We start from the raw sequence: 14,429 nt of genomic DNA on the forward strand, positions 1-14,429 counted from the left end.
GCGGGCAAGGACGCCCGGATTGGATTCCGCAGCCGAATCCAGGAGAACCCTATGAAGCAACGCCGGAATATCCGCCGTGCGGCCATCGCCGCCTCGATCGGACTGGCGGCCAGCCTTGCGCCGCCCGCACTCGCTGACAACGGAACAAACACGGCACCCCTGCGCGCTGCCGTGTCGGCAACAAACATCATGAAACACCTCGCGGCCCTCCAGGCCGTCGCGGACGCCAACGGTGGCACGCGGGCTGCCAGCACTCCGGGATACGAAGCCTCCGCCCGGTACATCGAGCGCAAGTTGTGGGCCGCCGGCTACACCCCGGTCCGCCAAACCTTCCCCTACGAGCGCTACGACACCGTCTCGGCGTCGATGGAGCGCCTCTCGCCATCCCCGCGGACCTACGCCTATGACGCCCCGGACGGCTTCCTCGATATGAACTATTCCGGTTCCGGCAACGTCACGGCCCCGCTGAGCGCCGTCGACATCAATCTGGCCGGCGACCGGGCCTCCACCAGCGGCTGCGAGGCAGCCGACTTCGGCGGGTTCACGGCGGGCAACATCGCCCTGATCCAGCGCGGCACCTGCACCTTCCGGATCAAGGCGGACAACGCCGCCGCGGCCGGGGCGGCCGGCGTCATCATCTTCAACCAGGGCAATGCGGACCCGGCGGACGAGCGCTTTGCCCTCTTCGGCGGCACGCTGGACGCGCCTCAGGCAGGTATCCCGGTGGTCAGCACCAGCTTCGCCACCGGCGCCGAACTCGCCGGGCTGAACGGCGTCAGCATGCACCTCGCCGTGAACTCCACCGTCACCAAGCTGACCTCGTTCAACATCCTGGCCGACACCGGCGGACGCGCGGACCGCACCGTCCTGGTGGGGGCGCACCTGGATTCCGTGCCGGAAGGGCCGGGCATCAACGACAACGGCACCGGGACAGCCTCCATCCTCGAGACGGCGATCCAGCTGAAGGCGTCGGGCCAGACCCCCGTGAACAGGGTCCGCTTCGCCTTCTGGGGAGGGGAGGAGCCCGGACTTGTCGGCTCCGACTTCTACACATCCCAGCTGACGGCGAGCCAGATCAAGGCGCACGCGGTCAACCTCAACTTCGACATGGTCGGCTCGCCGAACTTTGTGCGGTTCGTCTACGACGGCGACGGCTCCTCCTTCGGCACGAAGGGCCCCAATGGCTCCGGGCTCGTCGAGAAGGTCTTCCTGGACTACTTCAAGTCCCAGAACCTGCCTACTGCGCCGACGCAGTTCGACGGGCGCTCGGACTACTCCGGGTTCATCAACAACGGGATTCCGGCGGGTGGCCTGTTCACCGGCGCGGAAGACCTTAAGACGGTGGCGGAAGCGGCAGTGTTCGGCGGGACACCAAACGTGGCTCATGACGCCTGCTACCACCAGGCCTGCGACACTCTCGCCAACGTCAACACCACTGTGCTGGAGCAAATGGCCGACGCGATCGCCCACTCGACACTGACCTTCGCCATGACCACCTCGGCGATCAATGGAACGTCCAAGGGCAACGGGTCCGGCAACGTCGACCTGCAATTCAAGGCCAGCAAGCTGCTGAAATAGCGGCGCAGATGGCTATCCTGGCGCGAAACCGGCCGCTCCGCCGTTCCTGTGGCGGGGCGGTCCGGCGTGGGGGGCCGGATGACAGGAGTGGCAGGGGGCCGGAGTTAGCCGAGCAGGCCGGGGACCAGCAGCAGGGCCGTCGGCACGGCCAGGAGCAGCACGCAGCAGGCCAGGACAGCGGCGCGCAGCGGTTCCGACAACGGCGGCTGCGGCGAGAGCAGGCGGCTGACGCGTGACGCCGTCGTGCCCGCCGAGCCGCTGCCTCCGGTGGCGCCGGGCTGGCTGGGGTCGCCGTCGGCCACGCCGGGCTCGCCGAACGCCAGGCGCACCGCGGGGGTGGCCGGGGACCCGCTGGCCACAATGGCAATCGCCCTGATCAGGGTCGCCTTGCTCTCCGTCTTGAGCGCGACGTCGTCGGCCAGCATCTCGATCAGGGAGTTGACCGACTCCTGCGCCAGCCGGGTGGTGGGCAGCCACGGCAGCGCCTGGCGCCACGCGGCGAAGGCCCACAGCAGGAGGTGGTGGCGCTGGCTCAGGTGGGCGTTCTCGTGAATTAGCACGGCACGCAACTCATCGGGCTCCAGGGCGGCCATGAGGCCGTCGGAGAGAACCGTCACGGACCGTGCGCCGCCGGGCAGGCAGTACGCCACCGGCGAGTCCACGTTCAGGACCATCGTCCCCGGGCCGTCGGAGGACGGCGACGCCAGGAGGTCCAGCAGCTCGCGGTGGCGGCGGCGCTGGCGCTGGATCTTGTAGTAGGTCAGCAGCAGGGTAAATACCAGGTGCGCCGTCAGCAGGGCCGCGGCCGAGAGCGCAAAGATGTGCCAGAAGCCCAGTTCCGTGGTGGGGGCATTGTGGAAGACCATGCCAGCCAGCGCCCGCAGGCCGGAGAGCAGGTTGTCCCCGACCGGCTCGAGCCCGTAAACCAGCATGGCGCCGATCATGGACAGGCCACCGGCCAGCGCGATCGCCTGCCACAACAGCATCGCCGTGAAGGGGGAGCGGGCCGGCCACTGGGCACGGGAGAGGAGGACAGGCACCGGCCACGCCAATGCTATCGCCAGGACCGCCAGAAAATATGAGGTCCAGAACATCGGGCGCTAGCTGCGGCCCAAAAGCTTGCGCAGGGTTTCTGCCTCGTTATCCGTGACGGAACCAATGAACCGGGCCAGGACGGCTTCGCGGTCCGGAGCGGAGCCGAGGACCTCGTGCATGAGTTCCGCGGTGTGGTCCGCACGGCTCGAGACGGCCTGGTAGCGGTGAGGGCGGGTGCCGCGTTCGCGTTCCACCAGACCCTTCCGCTCAAGGCGCGAGAGTACGGTCAGCACCGTGGTGACCGCGAGGTCTTTGCCCACGTGTCCGGCGCTGCCGTCCTGGGGCTGGGTGCTTTGTGCGAGGAGGTCCCGCAGAGTGTTGGCTGTCGCAGCTTCTTGGCCTGCCCAGAGCAGGTCCATCACTGCCCGTTCCAGTTCACCGAGACTTGCCATTGCGTACATCCTTCTATGCCTGCCGCGCCGGCGTCATGCTGGGAAACTGCTGGTGCCTGCCGGGGCGGTGTGTGTGAATACTTCGTTTACAAATTTACCGCGTTTTGCGCATTCTTTCTACATGAAGTAGAACACGGCCGCCCGGCGTGTCGCGCCGCCGACCCGGGGTGGCGGGAGAGGGCCTTTGTTCCATTGCAGGCCGTGACGTGCCGTGGGAGTCTGGGTTACGGGGAAGCGACGATGTGTTCTACACTCTGTAGAAGAATTACTTCTACGCCACGTAGAAGTTGCTCGGACCTAGCCAAAAGTAGGGACTGCCTTGGACGCCTTGGAAATCGCACGCTGGCAATTCGGAATCACCACGGTCTACCACTTCATGATGGTGCCGCTCACGATCGGCCTCGGGCTGGTGGTGGCTGTGATCCAGACGCTCTGGTACCGCACCGGCAAGCCGGAATATCTGCGCATGACCAAGTTCTGGGGCAAGCTCTTCCTGATCAACTTCATCATGGGCGTGGCCACCGGCATCGTGCAGGAGTTCCAGTTCGGCATGGCCTGGAGCGAGTACAGCCGCTTTGTCGGTGACGTCTTTGGCGCCCCGCTGGCCCTGGAAGCGCTTTTGGCGTTCTTCGTCGAGTCAACCTTCCTGGGCCTGTGGATCTTCGGCTGGAAACAGCTCAAGCCCGCCGTCCACCTGGCCTGCCTCTGGATCGCCGTCATTGGTTCCGTCTTCTCGGCCTACTACATCATCGTGGCCAACAGCTGGATGCAACACCCCGTCGGCGTCGAAATGGTCAACGGCCGGCCCGTCATGACCGACGCGTGGGCCGTCTTCACCAACAACACGGCCCTGGTCGCCGTGCCCCACACTCTCTTCGGCGCCCTGGCCGTCGCCGGCGGGTTCCTGCTCGGCATTGCCTGGTACCACCTGTGGCGCCGCCGCCACGACGGCATCGACACCATCGGGGCCGACGGCAAGGTGATCCCCGGCGAAGCCGCCGGCATCCTCGGCCGGGACCGCAGTGACCACACCGTCTGGATCCGCTCGCTGAGGATCGGCGCCGTCGTCGCCATGATTTCCTTCGCGGGCACCGCCGTCACCGGAGATCTGCAGGGCAAGCTCATGTTCGAGCAGCAGCCCATGAAGATGGCCGCCGCCGAGGCGGCCTGCCATGATGGCACCGGCTTCTCGGTCCTCAGCGTCGGCAACCTCGGTGCCAAGAACTGCGATGACATCGTGGCCGTGATCGAGGTCCCCGGCATCCTGTCCTTCCTGGCCAAGGGCGACTTCACCACGGAGGTCAAGGGCGTCAACAGCCTGCTGGGCGAGTACCAGGCCAAGTACGGCACCACCCTGCCGGACAACCCCATCTACGGGGACCGCGCCGGACAGCAAATCCAGTACGTGCCCGTCATGGAAGTCACCTACTGGGGCTTCCGGATGATGATCGGCTTCGGCGGCGTGGCCGCCCTCGCCGCCCTCCTGGCACTGTGGGCAACCCGCAAGGGAACCGTGCCGGCCTCCCGCGGCCTCATGCGCCTGGCGGTGTTCGGGATCCTCGCACCGTTTGGTGCCAACGCGGCGGGCTGGATCTTTACCGAGATGGGCCGCCAGCCGTTCGTCGTCGCCCCCAACCCGGACCCCAGCGGCATCGACCAGGTCTTCATGTTCACCGCCGCGGCCGTCTCACCGGGAGTCTCGGCCGGAGAGATCCTGACCTCCCTCGTGGTCCTGACCTCCATCTATGCTGTGCTGCTGGTGGTGGAGGTCAAGCTCCTGGTCAAGTACATCCGCGGCGGCGTGGCCTCGGCCATGCCGGAACTTGTCCACGCCCCCGTTGACGAAAACGAGGACAACACCCCCCAGGGCGGTCCCGGCAAACCCGACGACGACGTCCTGGCGTTCGCCTACTAGGCGCCCGCCCGGCAACCCACCACCCAGCAACCCACACGAAAAATACGCAGAGGATTCTCAGCATGGAACTGCTACCCACCATCTGGTTCGTTGCCATCGCGGTGCTGTGGACGGGCTATCTCTTCCTCGAGGGCTTCGACCTCGGCGTCGGCATGCTGATGAAGGGATTCGCCCGGAACAACACGGAACGCCGCGTCCTGATCAACACGATCGGCCCGGTCTGGGACGGCAACGAAGTCTGGCTCCTGACCGCCGGCGGCGCCACCTTCGCGGCGTTCCCGCTCTGGTACGCCTCGCTGTTCTCCGCCCTGTACCTGCCACTCCTGCTGGTCCTCGTGGCGCTCATTTTCCGGGCGGTCGCCTTCGAATACCGCGGCAAGGTGGACAACCCCCGGTGGCGCGCCCGCTGGGACTGGGCCATCTCGGCAGGGTCGTTCGTCGCGGCCTTCGGCGTCGGCGCCGCACTGGCCCTGACCACCACGGGACTGCCGCTGAACGCCAACGGCGACCGAGAGGGCGGCCCGTTTGCCTGGTTCAGCGGCTACGCCGTGCTCGGCGGGCTCGCCGTCGTCGGTTTTTCCCTCCTGCACGGTCTCGGGTTCCTGGCCCTGAAGACCGACGGCGAGGTACGCCACCGGGCGCGGGCCTGGTTCGTCCGGCTGCTGCCCGTGCTGCTGCTGCCCATGGCCGGCTGGGCGGTGAGCCTCCAGCTCCTCAGCGGCGAGGCCTGGACCATCGCCGCCGTGGTCGGCGCCGTCGTCGCCGCGGTCCTGGCGTGGAATTTCGCCCGCAAGGGTGCCGAAGGCCGTGCCTTCATGTCGCTGGGTGCCTTCCTCCTGCTCGGCAGCGCCTCCATCTTCGGTGCCGCCTTCCCCGTGGTCCTGCCGTCCACGCTGGATCCCGCGTTCAATCTCACCGTCTCCAACGCCTCGTCCTCGGACTACACCCTGGGCCTGATGAGCATTGTGGCCTGCATCGGGCTGCCGCTGGTCCTGGCGTACCAGGCCTGGACGTACTGGGTGTTCCGGCGCCGGGTGAGCGCAGCGCATATCCCGGAGGCGCACAGCTTCCTTCCCGCGATCGCCGCCAAAGCGCTGGCACCGAAGGACTAACTTCCCAGATGAGACCGTTCCCCGCCGGCCCCTCGACCCGTTCCGCCCTCTACCTGCTGGGACTGCTTGCCGCCCTGAAAGCCCTCTCGCTCGTGCTCATGGCGCAGGCTGTGGCATCGATGCTCGCCGGGCTCGCCGCTCATGACACCGCCTGGGCAGACCAGCTGGTTCTGGGCGCCGCGGGGGCGGTGCTGCGCTCGCTGACGGTGTGGGGCCAGTCCGTGGCCTCACGCCGGGCGGCGCTCGGAGTGAAGGAGGAGCTGCGCTCGCAACTGCTGGAGCAGGCGCTCAGGAACGGCACGCGGTCTGCCGGGCCCGCCGACGGCGGCCTCGCCGTGCTGGCCACCCGGGGGCTGGACGCCCTGGATAGCTACTACACCCAGTTCCTGCCCGCGCTGGTGAACTGCGCGGCCATTCCGCTGCTGCTGGGCGCCCGCATCCTGTTCGCCGACTGGGTCAGCGCCGTGGTGATCGTGCTGACGGTGCCGCTGGTGCCGCTGTTCATGATCCTGATCGGGCGGTACACCGAGGAACGTGTCAGGGACGCCCAGTCCGCGCTGGCACGGCTCTCCGGGCACATGCTCGAGCTCGCCAAAGGCCTGCCCGTCCTCGTGGGCCTGGGCCGGGCCTCCGCCCAGCGCCAGGCGCTGGAGGACATGTCCGAGGAATATCGTTCCCGGACCATGGGGACTTTGCGCACGGCCTTTCTTTCCGCCCTGGCCCTCGAGCTCATCTCGACGATTTCCGTGGCGGTCGTCGCCGTGTTCATCGGCGTCCGCCTGGTCAACGGCGACATGGCGCTTGAGGCAGGGCTGCTTGCGCTCATCCTCGCTCCCGACTGCTACCTTCCGCTCCGGGAGCTCGGCACCGCACACCACGCCAGCGACGACGGCCGGGCAGCGCTCGCCGAAACCACAGCGGTCCTCGCGGATCCCGGAGCTGCGCCCCTGGATCCGACGCCGGCCTCCGTTCCTGCTGCCGGCCCGCCCGCCGTCACCGTGGACGGACTGACCGTCCGCTTCGGCGGACGCACGGACGCCGCCGTCGGACCGTTGAGCTTCACCGCCGCCGCCGGCCAGATCACGGCACTCGACGGTGCCAGCGGCGCCGGCAAGAGCACCGTGCTCGGAGTCCTCGCCGGGACCATCGGGACGGATGCAGGGACCGCCGTGTCCGGACGCCTCGGAGGATTCACGACGGCGGATCTCGCCTGGGTGCCACAGCATCCCGTCATGTTGGCTTCCACGGTGCTGGACGAGATCCGCCTGTATCTCGGCGTTCCCGCCGACGAAGCCGACGCCGCCACGGCCGGCACCGAGGCGGGCGCGGAAGCCGATGCGGCAGCGCAGCGGTGCCTGGCAGCCGTGGGCGCGGGGCACCTGGCGGCCAAGCACCCGGCCGAGCTGAGCCCGGGGGAGCTGAGGCGGGTTGCTCTGGCCCGCGGGCTGGCGAGGATCGAGGCCGGCGCCCGCGTACTGCTCCTGGATGAACCCACCGCCCATCTGGACCGGGGATCGGCCACACTGGTCAATCGGGCCCTCGCCGGGCTCCGGGGAAAGGTCACCGTGCTGCTCGTTGCGCACGACCGGCACACCCGGGACCTTGCCGACACTCTCGTCGCGGTTACGCCGGGAGCCGGCGGCCACCACGGCGGTGAACTTCCGGCCCTCGTCCCGCCACTGCCGGCATCCGCCGGGGGAGAGCCGGGCGTGCAGGCGGCGGCCACCCGGGCGCCCTTCCTCGTGGACGCCGCGGCGCCGGGCCAAAGCCAGACCCCGGACCCAACCCCGACCCCGGATCCGGCCCCGGGCCGCCCCGAAACCGGCCCCGCTCCTGCCGCGGCCGCCGGTTCGGTCAGCTCAATCGGCTCCGGCGCGGCCGGCCCGTCCGGTTCGGTCCCTGCCCAGCTGCGTCGCCTGCTGGCCCCGGTCAAGGGCCGGTTCGCCGCCGCCGGAGCCGTAGGCACGTTGGCGGCCCTGTTCGCCGTCGCCCTCGCGGGGCTGTCCGGCTGGCTCATCATCCGGGCCAGTGAACAGCCGCCCATCCTGTACCTGCTCACCGCGATCGTCGGCGTGAGGTTTTTCGGCGTCGGCCGGGCGTGCCTGCGGTACTCCGAGCGGTTGCTGCTGCACGATGCCGTGTTCGCCGCCTTGACCCGGCTCCGGGGCCGGCTCTGGGAGTCGCTGAGCCGCCGGGCGCTGTCCCTGCGCCGGCTCCTGCAGGGCGGCAACGTACTCGGCACGGTGGTGGACGACGTCGACACGGTCCGCGAGCTTTTGCCCCGCGTCGTGCTGCCGCCCGTGACCGCCGTCGCTGTCGCCGCGGCCGCAGTGGCCGGGATCGGACTGCTGCTTCCCGCTGCGCTGCCTGCCGTGGCCGCGGCAGCGCTGCTGAGCATCGTCGTTGCCCCCGCCCTGGCGTTGGCCGCCGACCGCATGTCTGCCGGCACCGAACAAAGCCTCCGTTCCGGCGTGCTCCGTCACGTTGCCGCAGCCCTGGACGCCCGCGCGGAACTGCACGCGAACGGCGTCAGCGCCCCCGTGCTCAATGCGATTGGCCGGGCGGACCGGGCCGCGACGGCAGCCTCACAACGGTCGGCATGGGCGGAGGGTCTCGGCCAGGCCCTGACCGTCCTGGCCTGTGCCGGGGCCGCCCTGGCCAGCGCAGTGCTGGCCGCCCCGCTCGCCCTGAGCGGCGCGGTCAAACCGGAGACTGTTGCCGTCGTCGTCCTCGTGCAGCTGGCCCTGGTGGACCCTTACGCGGCCATCACCACGGCCGTGCGACAGTATCCCGCGCTGCGCGCCGTGATGCGGCGGATCAGCGCGGCGGGAGTCCTGGAGGCGGGGGCGGACAGTGACGCGGACGGCGGCGCCGCAACGGGCGGACTGGTGCCCGTGGCTTCGCGGCCCGGCGGCCGGCCAGGGATTGAACTCGTGGACCTCGCTGCCGCGTGGCCTGGCGGCGGAAATGTCTTCAGCGGACTCACGGCCGAGGCCGGCCCCGGCCGCTGGCTGGCCGTCACCGGCGCCTCCGGCTCCGGCAAATCGACCCTGCTGGCCACGGTCCTGGGGTTCCTGCCGGCGGCCGGCGGCCACCTGTACCTGAGCGGACGCGCCGCCTGGTGCCCGCAGGAGGCACACCTGTTCGATTCGACCATCCGCGGCAACCTTCTCCTGGCGCGGCCGGAGCCAGCTCCCGCCAGGACGGACAGTGCGCAGCGAGGACCCGGCGGCGCCGTGGTGGCCAACGGGGACGAGCAGATGCGGGCTTCCCTCGACGCCGTCGGACTCGGCCCGATGCTGGCCCGGCTCGAGGACGGCCTGGACACCCGGATCGGCCCGGGCGGGGCCTTCCTCAGCGGCGGAGAGCGTACGCGCCTGGCCGTTGCGCGCACGCTCATGACCGGGGCCGACGTCATCCTGCTCGATGAACCGACGGCGCACCTCGATGCGGAGTCAGGCAGGCTCATGCTCGCCGAATTGCGCGACGGGCTGCGCGACCGGACCGTTGTCCTGGTCACCCACAACCCGGACGATATCGACGCCGCGGACACCAGGCTGGACCTGGACGCCGCAGCCGCGGCTGCCGCCGTGGGCGCCGCGGGGGAGGGTCCAGCGGCGGCGGCCGTGCTGGCGCGCGGGTAACCCGCCTATTAGCCTGTTGCCATGAACCGCAACGGCGAGCTCCACCCCCGGCCCGCGCTCGATCCCCGGCTGTCCTGGCGGCCGGCGGAGCGCCGCTACCTCGACGCGTGGGCCGGGCTGATTGCCCGCACGGCCGCCGTCGAGCAACCCGTCTGGTTCGAACGCCAGGCGGATCTGGAACAGATCCTGGAGTCGAAAAATAACCCGGCAACGGCAAACACCATCATCGGCTTCGATCCGGAGGGCGTTGCCCGGGCTTACGGCCGGATCACCAAGAACCGCGACGGTGACAAGGCGAACGGCTCCGGCTGCGTTGACCCCGAGTGGCAGGGGAGCGGGATCGGCACCTCGCTGCTGGGCTGGATGGAACAGCGGACCAGGGACCGCTTTGCCGAGGACGCACGGCCGGCCGGCACAGTTGGGGATGCCGGCACAGCTTTGGCGGCCGGCGAGGACGGGGGGACCGGGGACGTCCCGCGGCCGAGACTGCGGCTCCATACCGAGCAGCAGCACCAGCACCAGGCCGCCCTGTTCGCCGGTTCCGGCTACGGCGTTGTCCGCTATTACAACGAGATGCACCGGCAACTGAACCAGGCTGTGCCTGAATCCTCCCTGGACCCCGGACTGGAGCTCGTCACTTTTGGTCCGGAGTTGCATGAACCGGTGCGGCTGGCGCACAACGCGGCATTCCGGGACCACTGGGGCAGTGAGCCCCGCGACCAGGAGGGTTGGGGCTTTGTGGTGAATGATCCGCAGGCCCGGCCGGACCTGAGTGGCGTCGTGCTGGACCGTTCTACCGGCACGGTGGCCGGGTACCAGTTGGCCACCCACGACGTCGGGGCCGCCCTGACCCGCGGCTTCCGCGAAGGCTACACGGAGCTCCTCGGCGTCCGGCGGGAGTACCGTGGCCGGGGCATCGCGCAGGTGCTTTTGGCCGATGCCATGCGCCGCTTCGCGGCCGCGGGCATGGACGTGGCCTCGCTGGATGTCGACTCGGAGAACCCGACCGGGGCCCTCGCGCTCTACATCAAGATGGGCTATGTGGCCGTCAACCGGAGCATGGCGTGGGACAAGGAGCTTCAGCCGGCAGCGCCGTAGGGGCCGCCTCGGGGAACCGCAGACCTGCGCCTGCCCGCCGGCCGTCCGCGCGCTGGTTCTTCGCGTTAGCCGTCCACGTCGTGGAGATGGTGGACGACGTCGTGCAGGAAATACTGCGCGAAGGTCAGGACAGTGAACACTGAGCCGTTGCTCCGGGTCCCCAAGCGGACCCAATCCTCCTCCGTTACCCGTGCGAAGGACGCTGCAATCTGCTCGCCCTCGGCCGTCAACTCGACGCCGACCTGGGCTGGATCGGCGTTGGCGTAGTCCTGCTCGATTGCCGTCTTGTCCTGGTCCCAGTCATCGAACCGGGCATCGTCCTCGGACAACATGAGGGACAGGCGGTGATCGAAAAGCGTGAAGACGTCCCGGACGTGGCAGCCATACTCGAGGACGGACCACGCTGCCTCGTTGGGCCGTTCCGTCGCGTCCGGACGTCGGAGGGCTGCACGCCACCGCGGGAGCATGCTGATGACGATCCCCGGCGCCGTGGCCGGGGTCGCGGCGGAGGCATCGAAACCGCACTCGGGGCAGGGCCGCGACAGGACCCAAGTCCAGTCCTTGGAATCCGGAATGATAGGCATTCCAGCAGTGTAGGTGCATTTGTTCCGCCGGGCATCCCGACCCGTCGCTGCAGCCGGTGCGGCACCCAGGTACGAGGCCAAAGCAGCACCGCCGTCGGCCGATGCTTTGACGACGTCGGCCGTGGCCGCCCAGTTGACGGCCCCGGTCCGAAGACGGACCGGGGCCGGGACGCTGCTAGAGGCTGGCCAGCAGGTCCTTCATCTCCTGGATTTCAGCTTCCTGGGCGGTCACGATTGCCTTGCTGAGGCTGATGGCGTCCGAGTTCTTGCCTTGGCTGCTTTCAGTCTTGGCCATCATCACCGCGCCCTCGTGGTGGGCGATCATCTGGGCCAGGAACAGCTTGGCCGCGTCGTTGCCCTGGGCGGCGTCGAGCGTCTTGAGGTCGTCGTCGCCCATCATCCCGTCGCCCATGCCATGGCCGGACGCCATCTGGGTGGGTTCGTTCCAGGTCTTGAGCCAGCCCGTCATCTGCGCGATTTCGGGTGCCTGTGCGGCCTTGATCTTGGTGGCGAGTGCGGTGATCCGCGCGTCCATGCCCTGTTTCCTGAGCATCATGTCGCTCATTTCCACGGCCTGGGCGTGGTGCGGAATCATCCCTTGGGTGAACATGGTGTCTGCCGCGTTGTGGCCTGCGGTTGCGGGGGCTGAGCTGGATGCCATGCCCATGCCGCCGCTGACCATGCCCGGCATGGTGTTAGTGGGTGTGCTTCCGGAGGTGCCGGCGCAGCCGGCAAGGGCGATGGCGGCGGAAATGCCGAAGGCAGAAATTGTGGCAGAAATGGTCAGGGTTTTCTTGATGGGGTCAAGTCCTTCAATCATCAATCGGCGTCGTGGCACGCCTGCGGATGACACGCCCGCGCCGCTGGAAGAACGGGATGGAGCGTGTCGGGTAAGTAGGGACGCCGGGCACGACACGGCGCGATCCCGTCTTACGTCCGGCTGATGGACAGATCGCCCGGTGAAGGACTTGCGGGGAGATAGCAGTAGGCCCAGACGGCGGCGTCGGCGTGCGTGTCCGGGTTGTGCATTGAGGCCGGTGCCGTGCCAGGCGGGGGCGCGGCCAGGGACGTCATTGCCGCCGAGGGCGCACAGGCCGAGTGCATTGACGCAGCGTCGGCGCAGTTCGATTGGCATACGCACGAAGCCGCTGGGGCAGCGGCCCGGCTGTCGGCCGTCAGGTCGGGACCGGCTGGGGTCGCAGGGCGCGGAGCCACGGAGTCATGGCCCATGGTGCGCTCTTGCAGGGCATGGGCGGCCGGATGAGGTGCGAGGTTGGTCTCCGGCCGGGAAGACGACCCCGCGGTTTCCGCGGAGGATGTCACCGCGGTCATGGCATGAGCGCCATGCATTCCGGTCATGATGTGCATCCCGAGGAATCCAGCCATGACCGCCAGCAGGCCCACTAGCAGGAATCCGCGGCGAAGGGCGGTTGCGGCATGGCCCATGAAAGCTGCGGCCATGGCATTCTCCCTCCGGTTGGCAGTGTTGGACGGTAGCCAGGTTAAGGCTACAGGCTGCGCATTGGCCGGGCCGTCGTCGGGATACTTGCTCCCGCTGGGCTAGCGGACTTCGATGACGCCCATCATTCCTTGGTCCTCGTGGTCCAGGATGTGGCAGTGGTACACGGAGCGGCCGGTGAAATCCTTGAAGTGGATCCGGACCTGCACCTGTCCGTTGGCGGGTATGTTGACGACGTCACGCCAGACGGGCTGGCCCGGCGCCTGCCTCTGTTCTTCGATGATCTGCATCGGCCAGACGTGCAGGTGGAAAGGATGGTCCATCGGGCTGGGATTGATCAGGGTCCACTCCTCCACCGTCTGCGCGGCCACGGTGGTGTCCGTCCGGCTTGCGTTGAATTCACGGCCGTTGATGGTGAAAGTCATTCCCATCCCCATACCGCCGACGGCGAAGGTCAGCTGCCGGCGAGCGGCAACGGCCGCGGTCCTCAGGTCTGCCGCTGCGGGCCGGGCCGGCACCGCCGGAGGAGGAGCGGCCGGGGCGCCGGAGACCGAGAGGGTCGCCAGCACGAGGTCCCCTATGCCCTGCGCGCCGTTGGGGGCTGGCCCTGCCGGTCCCATCACGCCGGCCATGCTGCCACGGTTGTAGTAGACGGCACCGAGAGTGGCGTCGCCCTCGACAGCTGTGACCAGGACATCTGCACGGTTGCCCGGCGCCAGCAGCACCTCGTCCACGTTCCGGGGTGTGGGGAAGCGGCCGGAATCCATGCCGAGGAGCTGCATCTGCTGCCCGTCCAGGCGCAGCTGCAGGTAGCGGGCCACGCAGGTGTTCACGATCCGCCACCGCTCACGCTCGCCCGGCCGGGCGGAAAGTTTCGGGTTGCTTTGGCCGTTGACCAGGACAAGTTCACCTTCCCGGCCGAGCATTCGGTCCATGGGCGAGGGGCCGGCGACGGTTCCGGAGCCGTCCAGGGTGATGTCAGAGACGACCATCACCCGCTCGCGGCTGACGTCCACGGGCTGTGCGTCCTCGACGATGATCGCACCGAACAGGCCGGCGAAAATCTGATCGGCGACCATGCCGTGATGGTGGGGGTGGTACCAGTACACGCCGGGCGGGTGATCCGCAGGGAGCCGGTAATCGTAGCGGAACGAGTGGCCGGGCTCGACGACGTTGAAAACGTTGTCTCCGTTGCCCTGGGGTGAAACGTGGAGTCCGTGGACGTGCAGGTTTGTCGGGACGTCCATGCTGTTGACCAGCTCGACGGCGAACACGTCCCCACCCCTCAAACGCAGGGTTGGGCCGGGGATTCCGCCGTTGTAGCCAAGCGCCGAGGCCTGCTGGCCGCCGAGCTGCACTGAGCCAGCTGACGCTTCGAGCCGGACCTGCAACTGTCCGTTGCTGCTGCGCAGCTGCTTCGGCTCGGTGAAGTCTCCGCCCGCGACGGACGCGAACCGGGAACTGACCGTCCACCAGAGCCCGGCTCCGCCGGCGGCTACGGCTGCCGTGCCGAGGCCGCCCAGCAGGAGCGCGTTCCGGCGGCTCATTGGGA

Annotated in this window: 11 protein-coding genes; 5 read left to right on the forward strand and 6 right to left on the reverse strand. The window is 68.7% G+C overall.

Annotation, left to right across the window (positions count from 1 at the left end):
* Positions 1-51: 51 nt before the first annotated feature.
* A complete protein-coding gene (locus tag AC1DFR_RS07585) occupies positions 52-1,578 on the forward strand; it encodes a M20/M25/M40 family metallo-hydrolase (protein WP_476859818.1) in 1,527 nt (508 codons plus the stop codon).
* A 104-nt stretch (positions 1,579-1,682) separates the two neighbouring features.
* On the opposite strand, the gene AC1DFR_RS07590 is transcribed toward AC1DFR_RS07585, so the two are convergent.
* Together AC1DFR_RS07590 and AC1DFR_RS07595 are read right to left on the reverse strand one after the other, a co-directional pair.
* The gene (locus AC1DFR_RS07590; protein ID WP_223917105.1) at positions 1,683-2,672 is read right to left on the reverse strand and encodes a M56 family metallopeptidase; all 990 of its coding nucleotides are present in this window, start codon (positions 2,670-2,672) and stop codon (positions 1,683-1,685) included.
* 6 nt (positions 2,673-2,678) lie between these two features.
* A complete protein-coding gene (locus tag AC1DFR_RS07595; RefSeq protein WP_018772400.1) occupies positions 2,679-3,065 on the reverse strand; it encodes a BlaI/MecI/CopY family transcriptional regulator in 387 nt (128 codons plus the stop codon).
* A gap of 319 nt (positions 3,066-3,384) precedes the next feature.
* On the opposite strand from AC1DFR_RS07595, the gene AC1DFR_RS07600 reads away from it, so the two are divergent.
* The 4 genes from AC1DFR_RS07600 to AC1DFR_RS07615 all read left to right on the forward strand — a co-directional run bounded on the left by AC1DFR_RS07600 (position 3,385) and on the right by AC1DFR_RS07615 (position 10,834).
* Entirely contained in the window at positions 3,385-4,980 is a 1,596-nt protein-coding gene (locus AC1DFR_RS07600) for a cytochrome ubiquinol oxidase subunit I (protein ID WP_476873088.1), read from the forward strand.
* A gap of 62 nt (positions 4,981-5,042) precedes the next feature.
* The gene (cydB, locus tag AC1DFR_RS07605; protein ID WP_476857967.1) at positions 5,043-6,092 is read left to right on the forward strand and encodes a cytochrome d ubiquinol oxidase subunit II; all 1,050 of its coding nucleotides are present in this window, start codon (positions 5,043-5,045) and stop codon (positions 6,090-6,092) included.
* Positions 6,093-6,100: 8 nt separating this feature from the next.
* Positions 6,101-9,736, forward strand: a complete 3,636-nt coding sequence (cydD, locus tag AC1DFR_RS07610; RefSeq protein WP_476873089.1) for a thiol reductant ABC exporter subunit CydD — start codon at positions 6,101-6,103, stop codon at positions 9,734-9,736.
* Between the two features lie 21 nt (positions 9,737-9,757).
* A complete protein-coding gene (locus tag AC1DFR_RS07615) occupies positions 9,758-10,834 on the forward strand; it encodes a GNAT family N-acetyltransferase (protein ID WP_476873090.1) in 1,077 nt (358 codons plus the stop codon).
* 65 nt (positions 10,835-10,899) lie between these two features.
* Here the strand turns inward: AC1DFR_RS07615 and AC1DFR_RS07620 are convergent, their stop codons facing one another.
* The 4 genes from AC1DFR_RS07620 to AC1DFR_RS07635 all read right to left on the reverse strand — a co-directional run bounded on the left by AC1DFR_RS07620 (position 10,900) and on the right by AC1DFR_RS07635 (position 14,424).
* Positions 10,900-11,418: a DinB family protein gene (locus tag AC1DFR_RS07620; RefSeq protein ID WP_476850461.1), complete on the reverse strand. Its 519-nt coding sequence runs from the start codon at positions 11,416-11,418 to the stop codon at positions 10,900-10,902.
* Positions 11,419-11,593: 175 nt separating this feature from the next.
* Positions 11,594-12,238 carry a DUF305 domain-containing protein gene (locus tag AC1DFR_RS07625; protein ID WP_476873091.1) on the reverse strand — a complete coding sequence of 215 codons (645 nt, stop codon included), beginning with the start codon at positions 12,236-12,238 and terminating at the stop codon, positions 11,594-11,596.
* A gap of 110 nt (positions 12,239-12,348) precedes the next feature.
* The gene (locus AC1DFR_RS07630) at positions 12,349-12,879 is read right to left on the reverse strand and encodes a hypothetical protein (RefSeq protein WP_476873092.1); all 531 of its coding nucleotides are present in this window, start codon (positions 12,877-12,879) and stop codon (positions 12,349-12,351) included.
* Between the two features lie 99 nt (positions 12,880-12,978).
* Positions 12,979-14,424 carry a multicopper oxidase family protein gene (locus AC1DFR_RS07635; RefSeq protein ID WP_476873093.1) on the reverse strand — a complete coding sequence of 482 codons (1,446 nt, stop codon included), beginning with the start codon at positions 14,422-14,424 and terminating at the stop codon, positions 12,979-12,981.
* Between the last annotated feature and the right edge of the window lie 5 nt (positions 14,425-14,429).

It is taken from the genome of Arthrobacter sp. 05T410 (assembly GCF_056396505.1).

What these genes read in the sequence shown, in the direction of transcription:
- AC1DFR_RS07585 (WP_476859818.1), top strand. Translation starts at nt 52, where the DNA reads ATGAAGCAACGCCGGAATATCCGCCGTGCGGCCATCGCCGCCTCGATC.
- AC1DFR_RS07590 (WP_223917105.1), bottom strand. Translation starts at nt 2,672, where the DNA reads ATGTTCTGGACCTCATATTTTCTGGCGGTCCTGGCGATAGCATTGGCG.
- AC1DFR_RS07595 (WP_018772400.1), bottom strand. Translation starts at nt 3,065, where the DNA reads ATGGCAAGTCTCGGTGAACTGGAACGGGCAGTGATGGACCTGCTCTGG.
- cydB (WP_476857967.1), top strand. Translation starts at nt 5,043, where the DNA reads ATGGAACTGCTACCCACCATCTGGTTCGTTGCCATCGCGGTGCTGTGG.
- cydD (WP_476873089.1), top strand. Translation starts at nt 6,101, where the DNA reads ATGAGACCGTTCCCCGCCGGCCCCTCGACCCGTTCCGCCCTCTACCTG.
- AC1DFR_RS07615 (WP_476873090.1), top strand. Translation starts at nt 9,758, where the DNA reads ATGAACCGCAACGGCGAGCTCCACCCCCGGCCCGCGCTCGATCCCCGG.
- AC1DFR_RS07620 (WP_476850461.1), bottom strand. Translation starts at nt 11,418, where the DNA reads ATGCCTATCATTCCGGATTCCAAGGACTGGACTTGGGTCCTGTCGCGG.
- AC1DFR_RS07625 (WP_476873091.1), bottom strand. Translation starts at nt 12,238, where the DNA reads ATGATTGAAGGACTTGACCCCATCAAGAAAACCCTGACCATTTCTGCC.
- AC1DFR_RS07630 (WP_476873092.1), bottom strand. Translation starts at nt 12,879, where the DNA reads ATGGCCGCAGCTTTCATGGGCCATGCCGCAACCGCCCTTCGCCGCGGA.
- AC1DFR_RS07635 (WP_476873093.1), bottom strand. Translation starts at nt 14,424, where the DNA reads ATGAGCCGCCGGAACGCGCTCCTGCTGGGCGGCCTCGGCACGGCAGCC.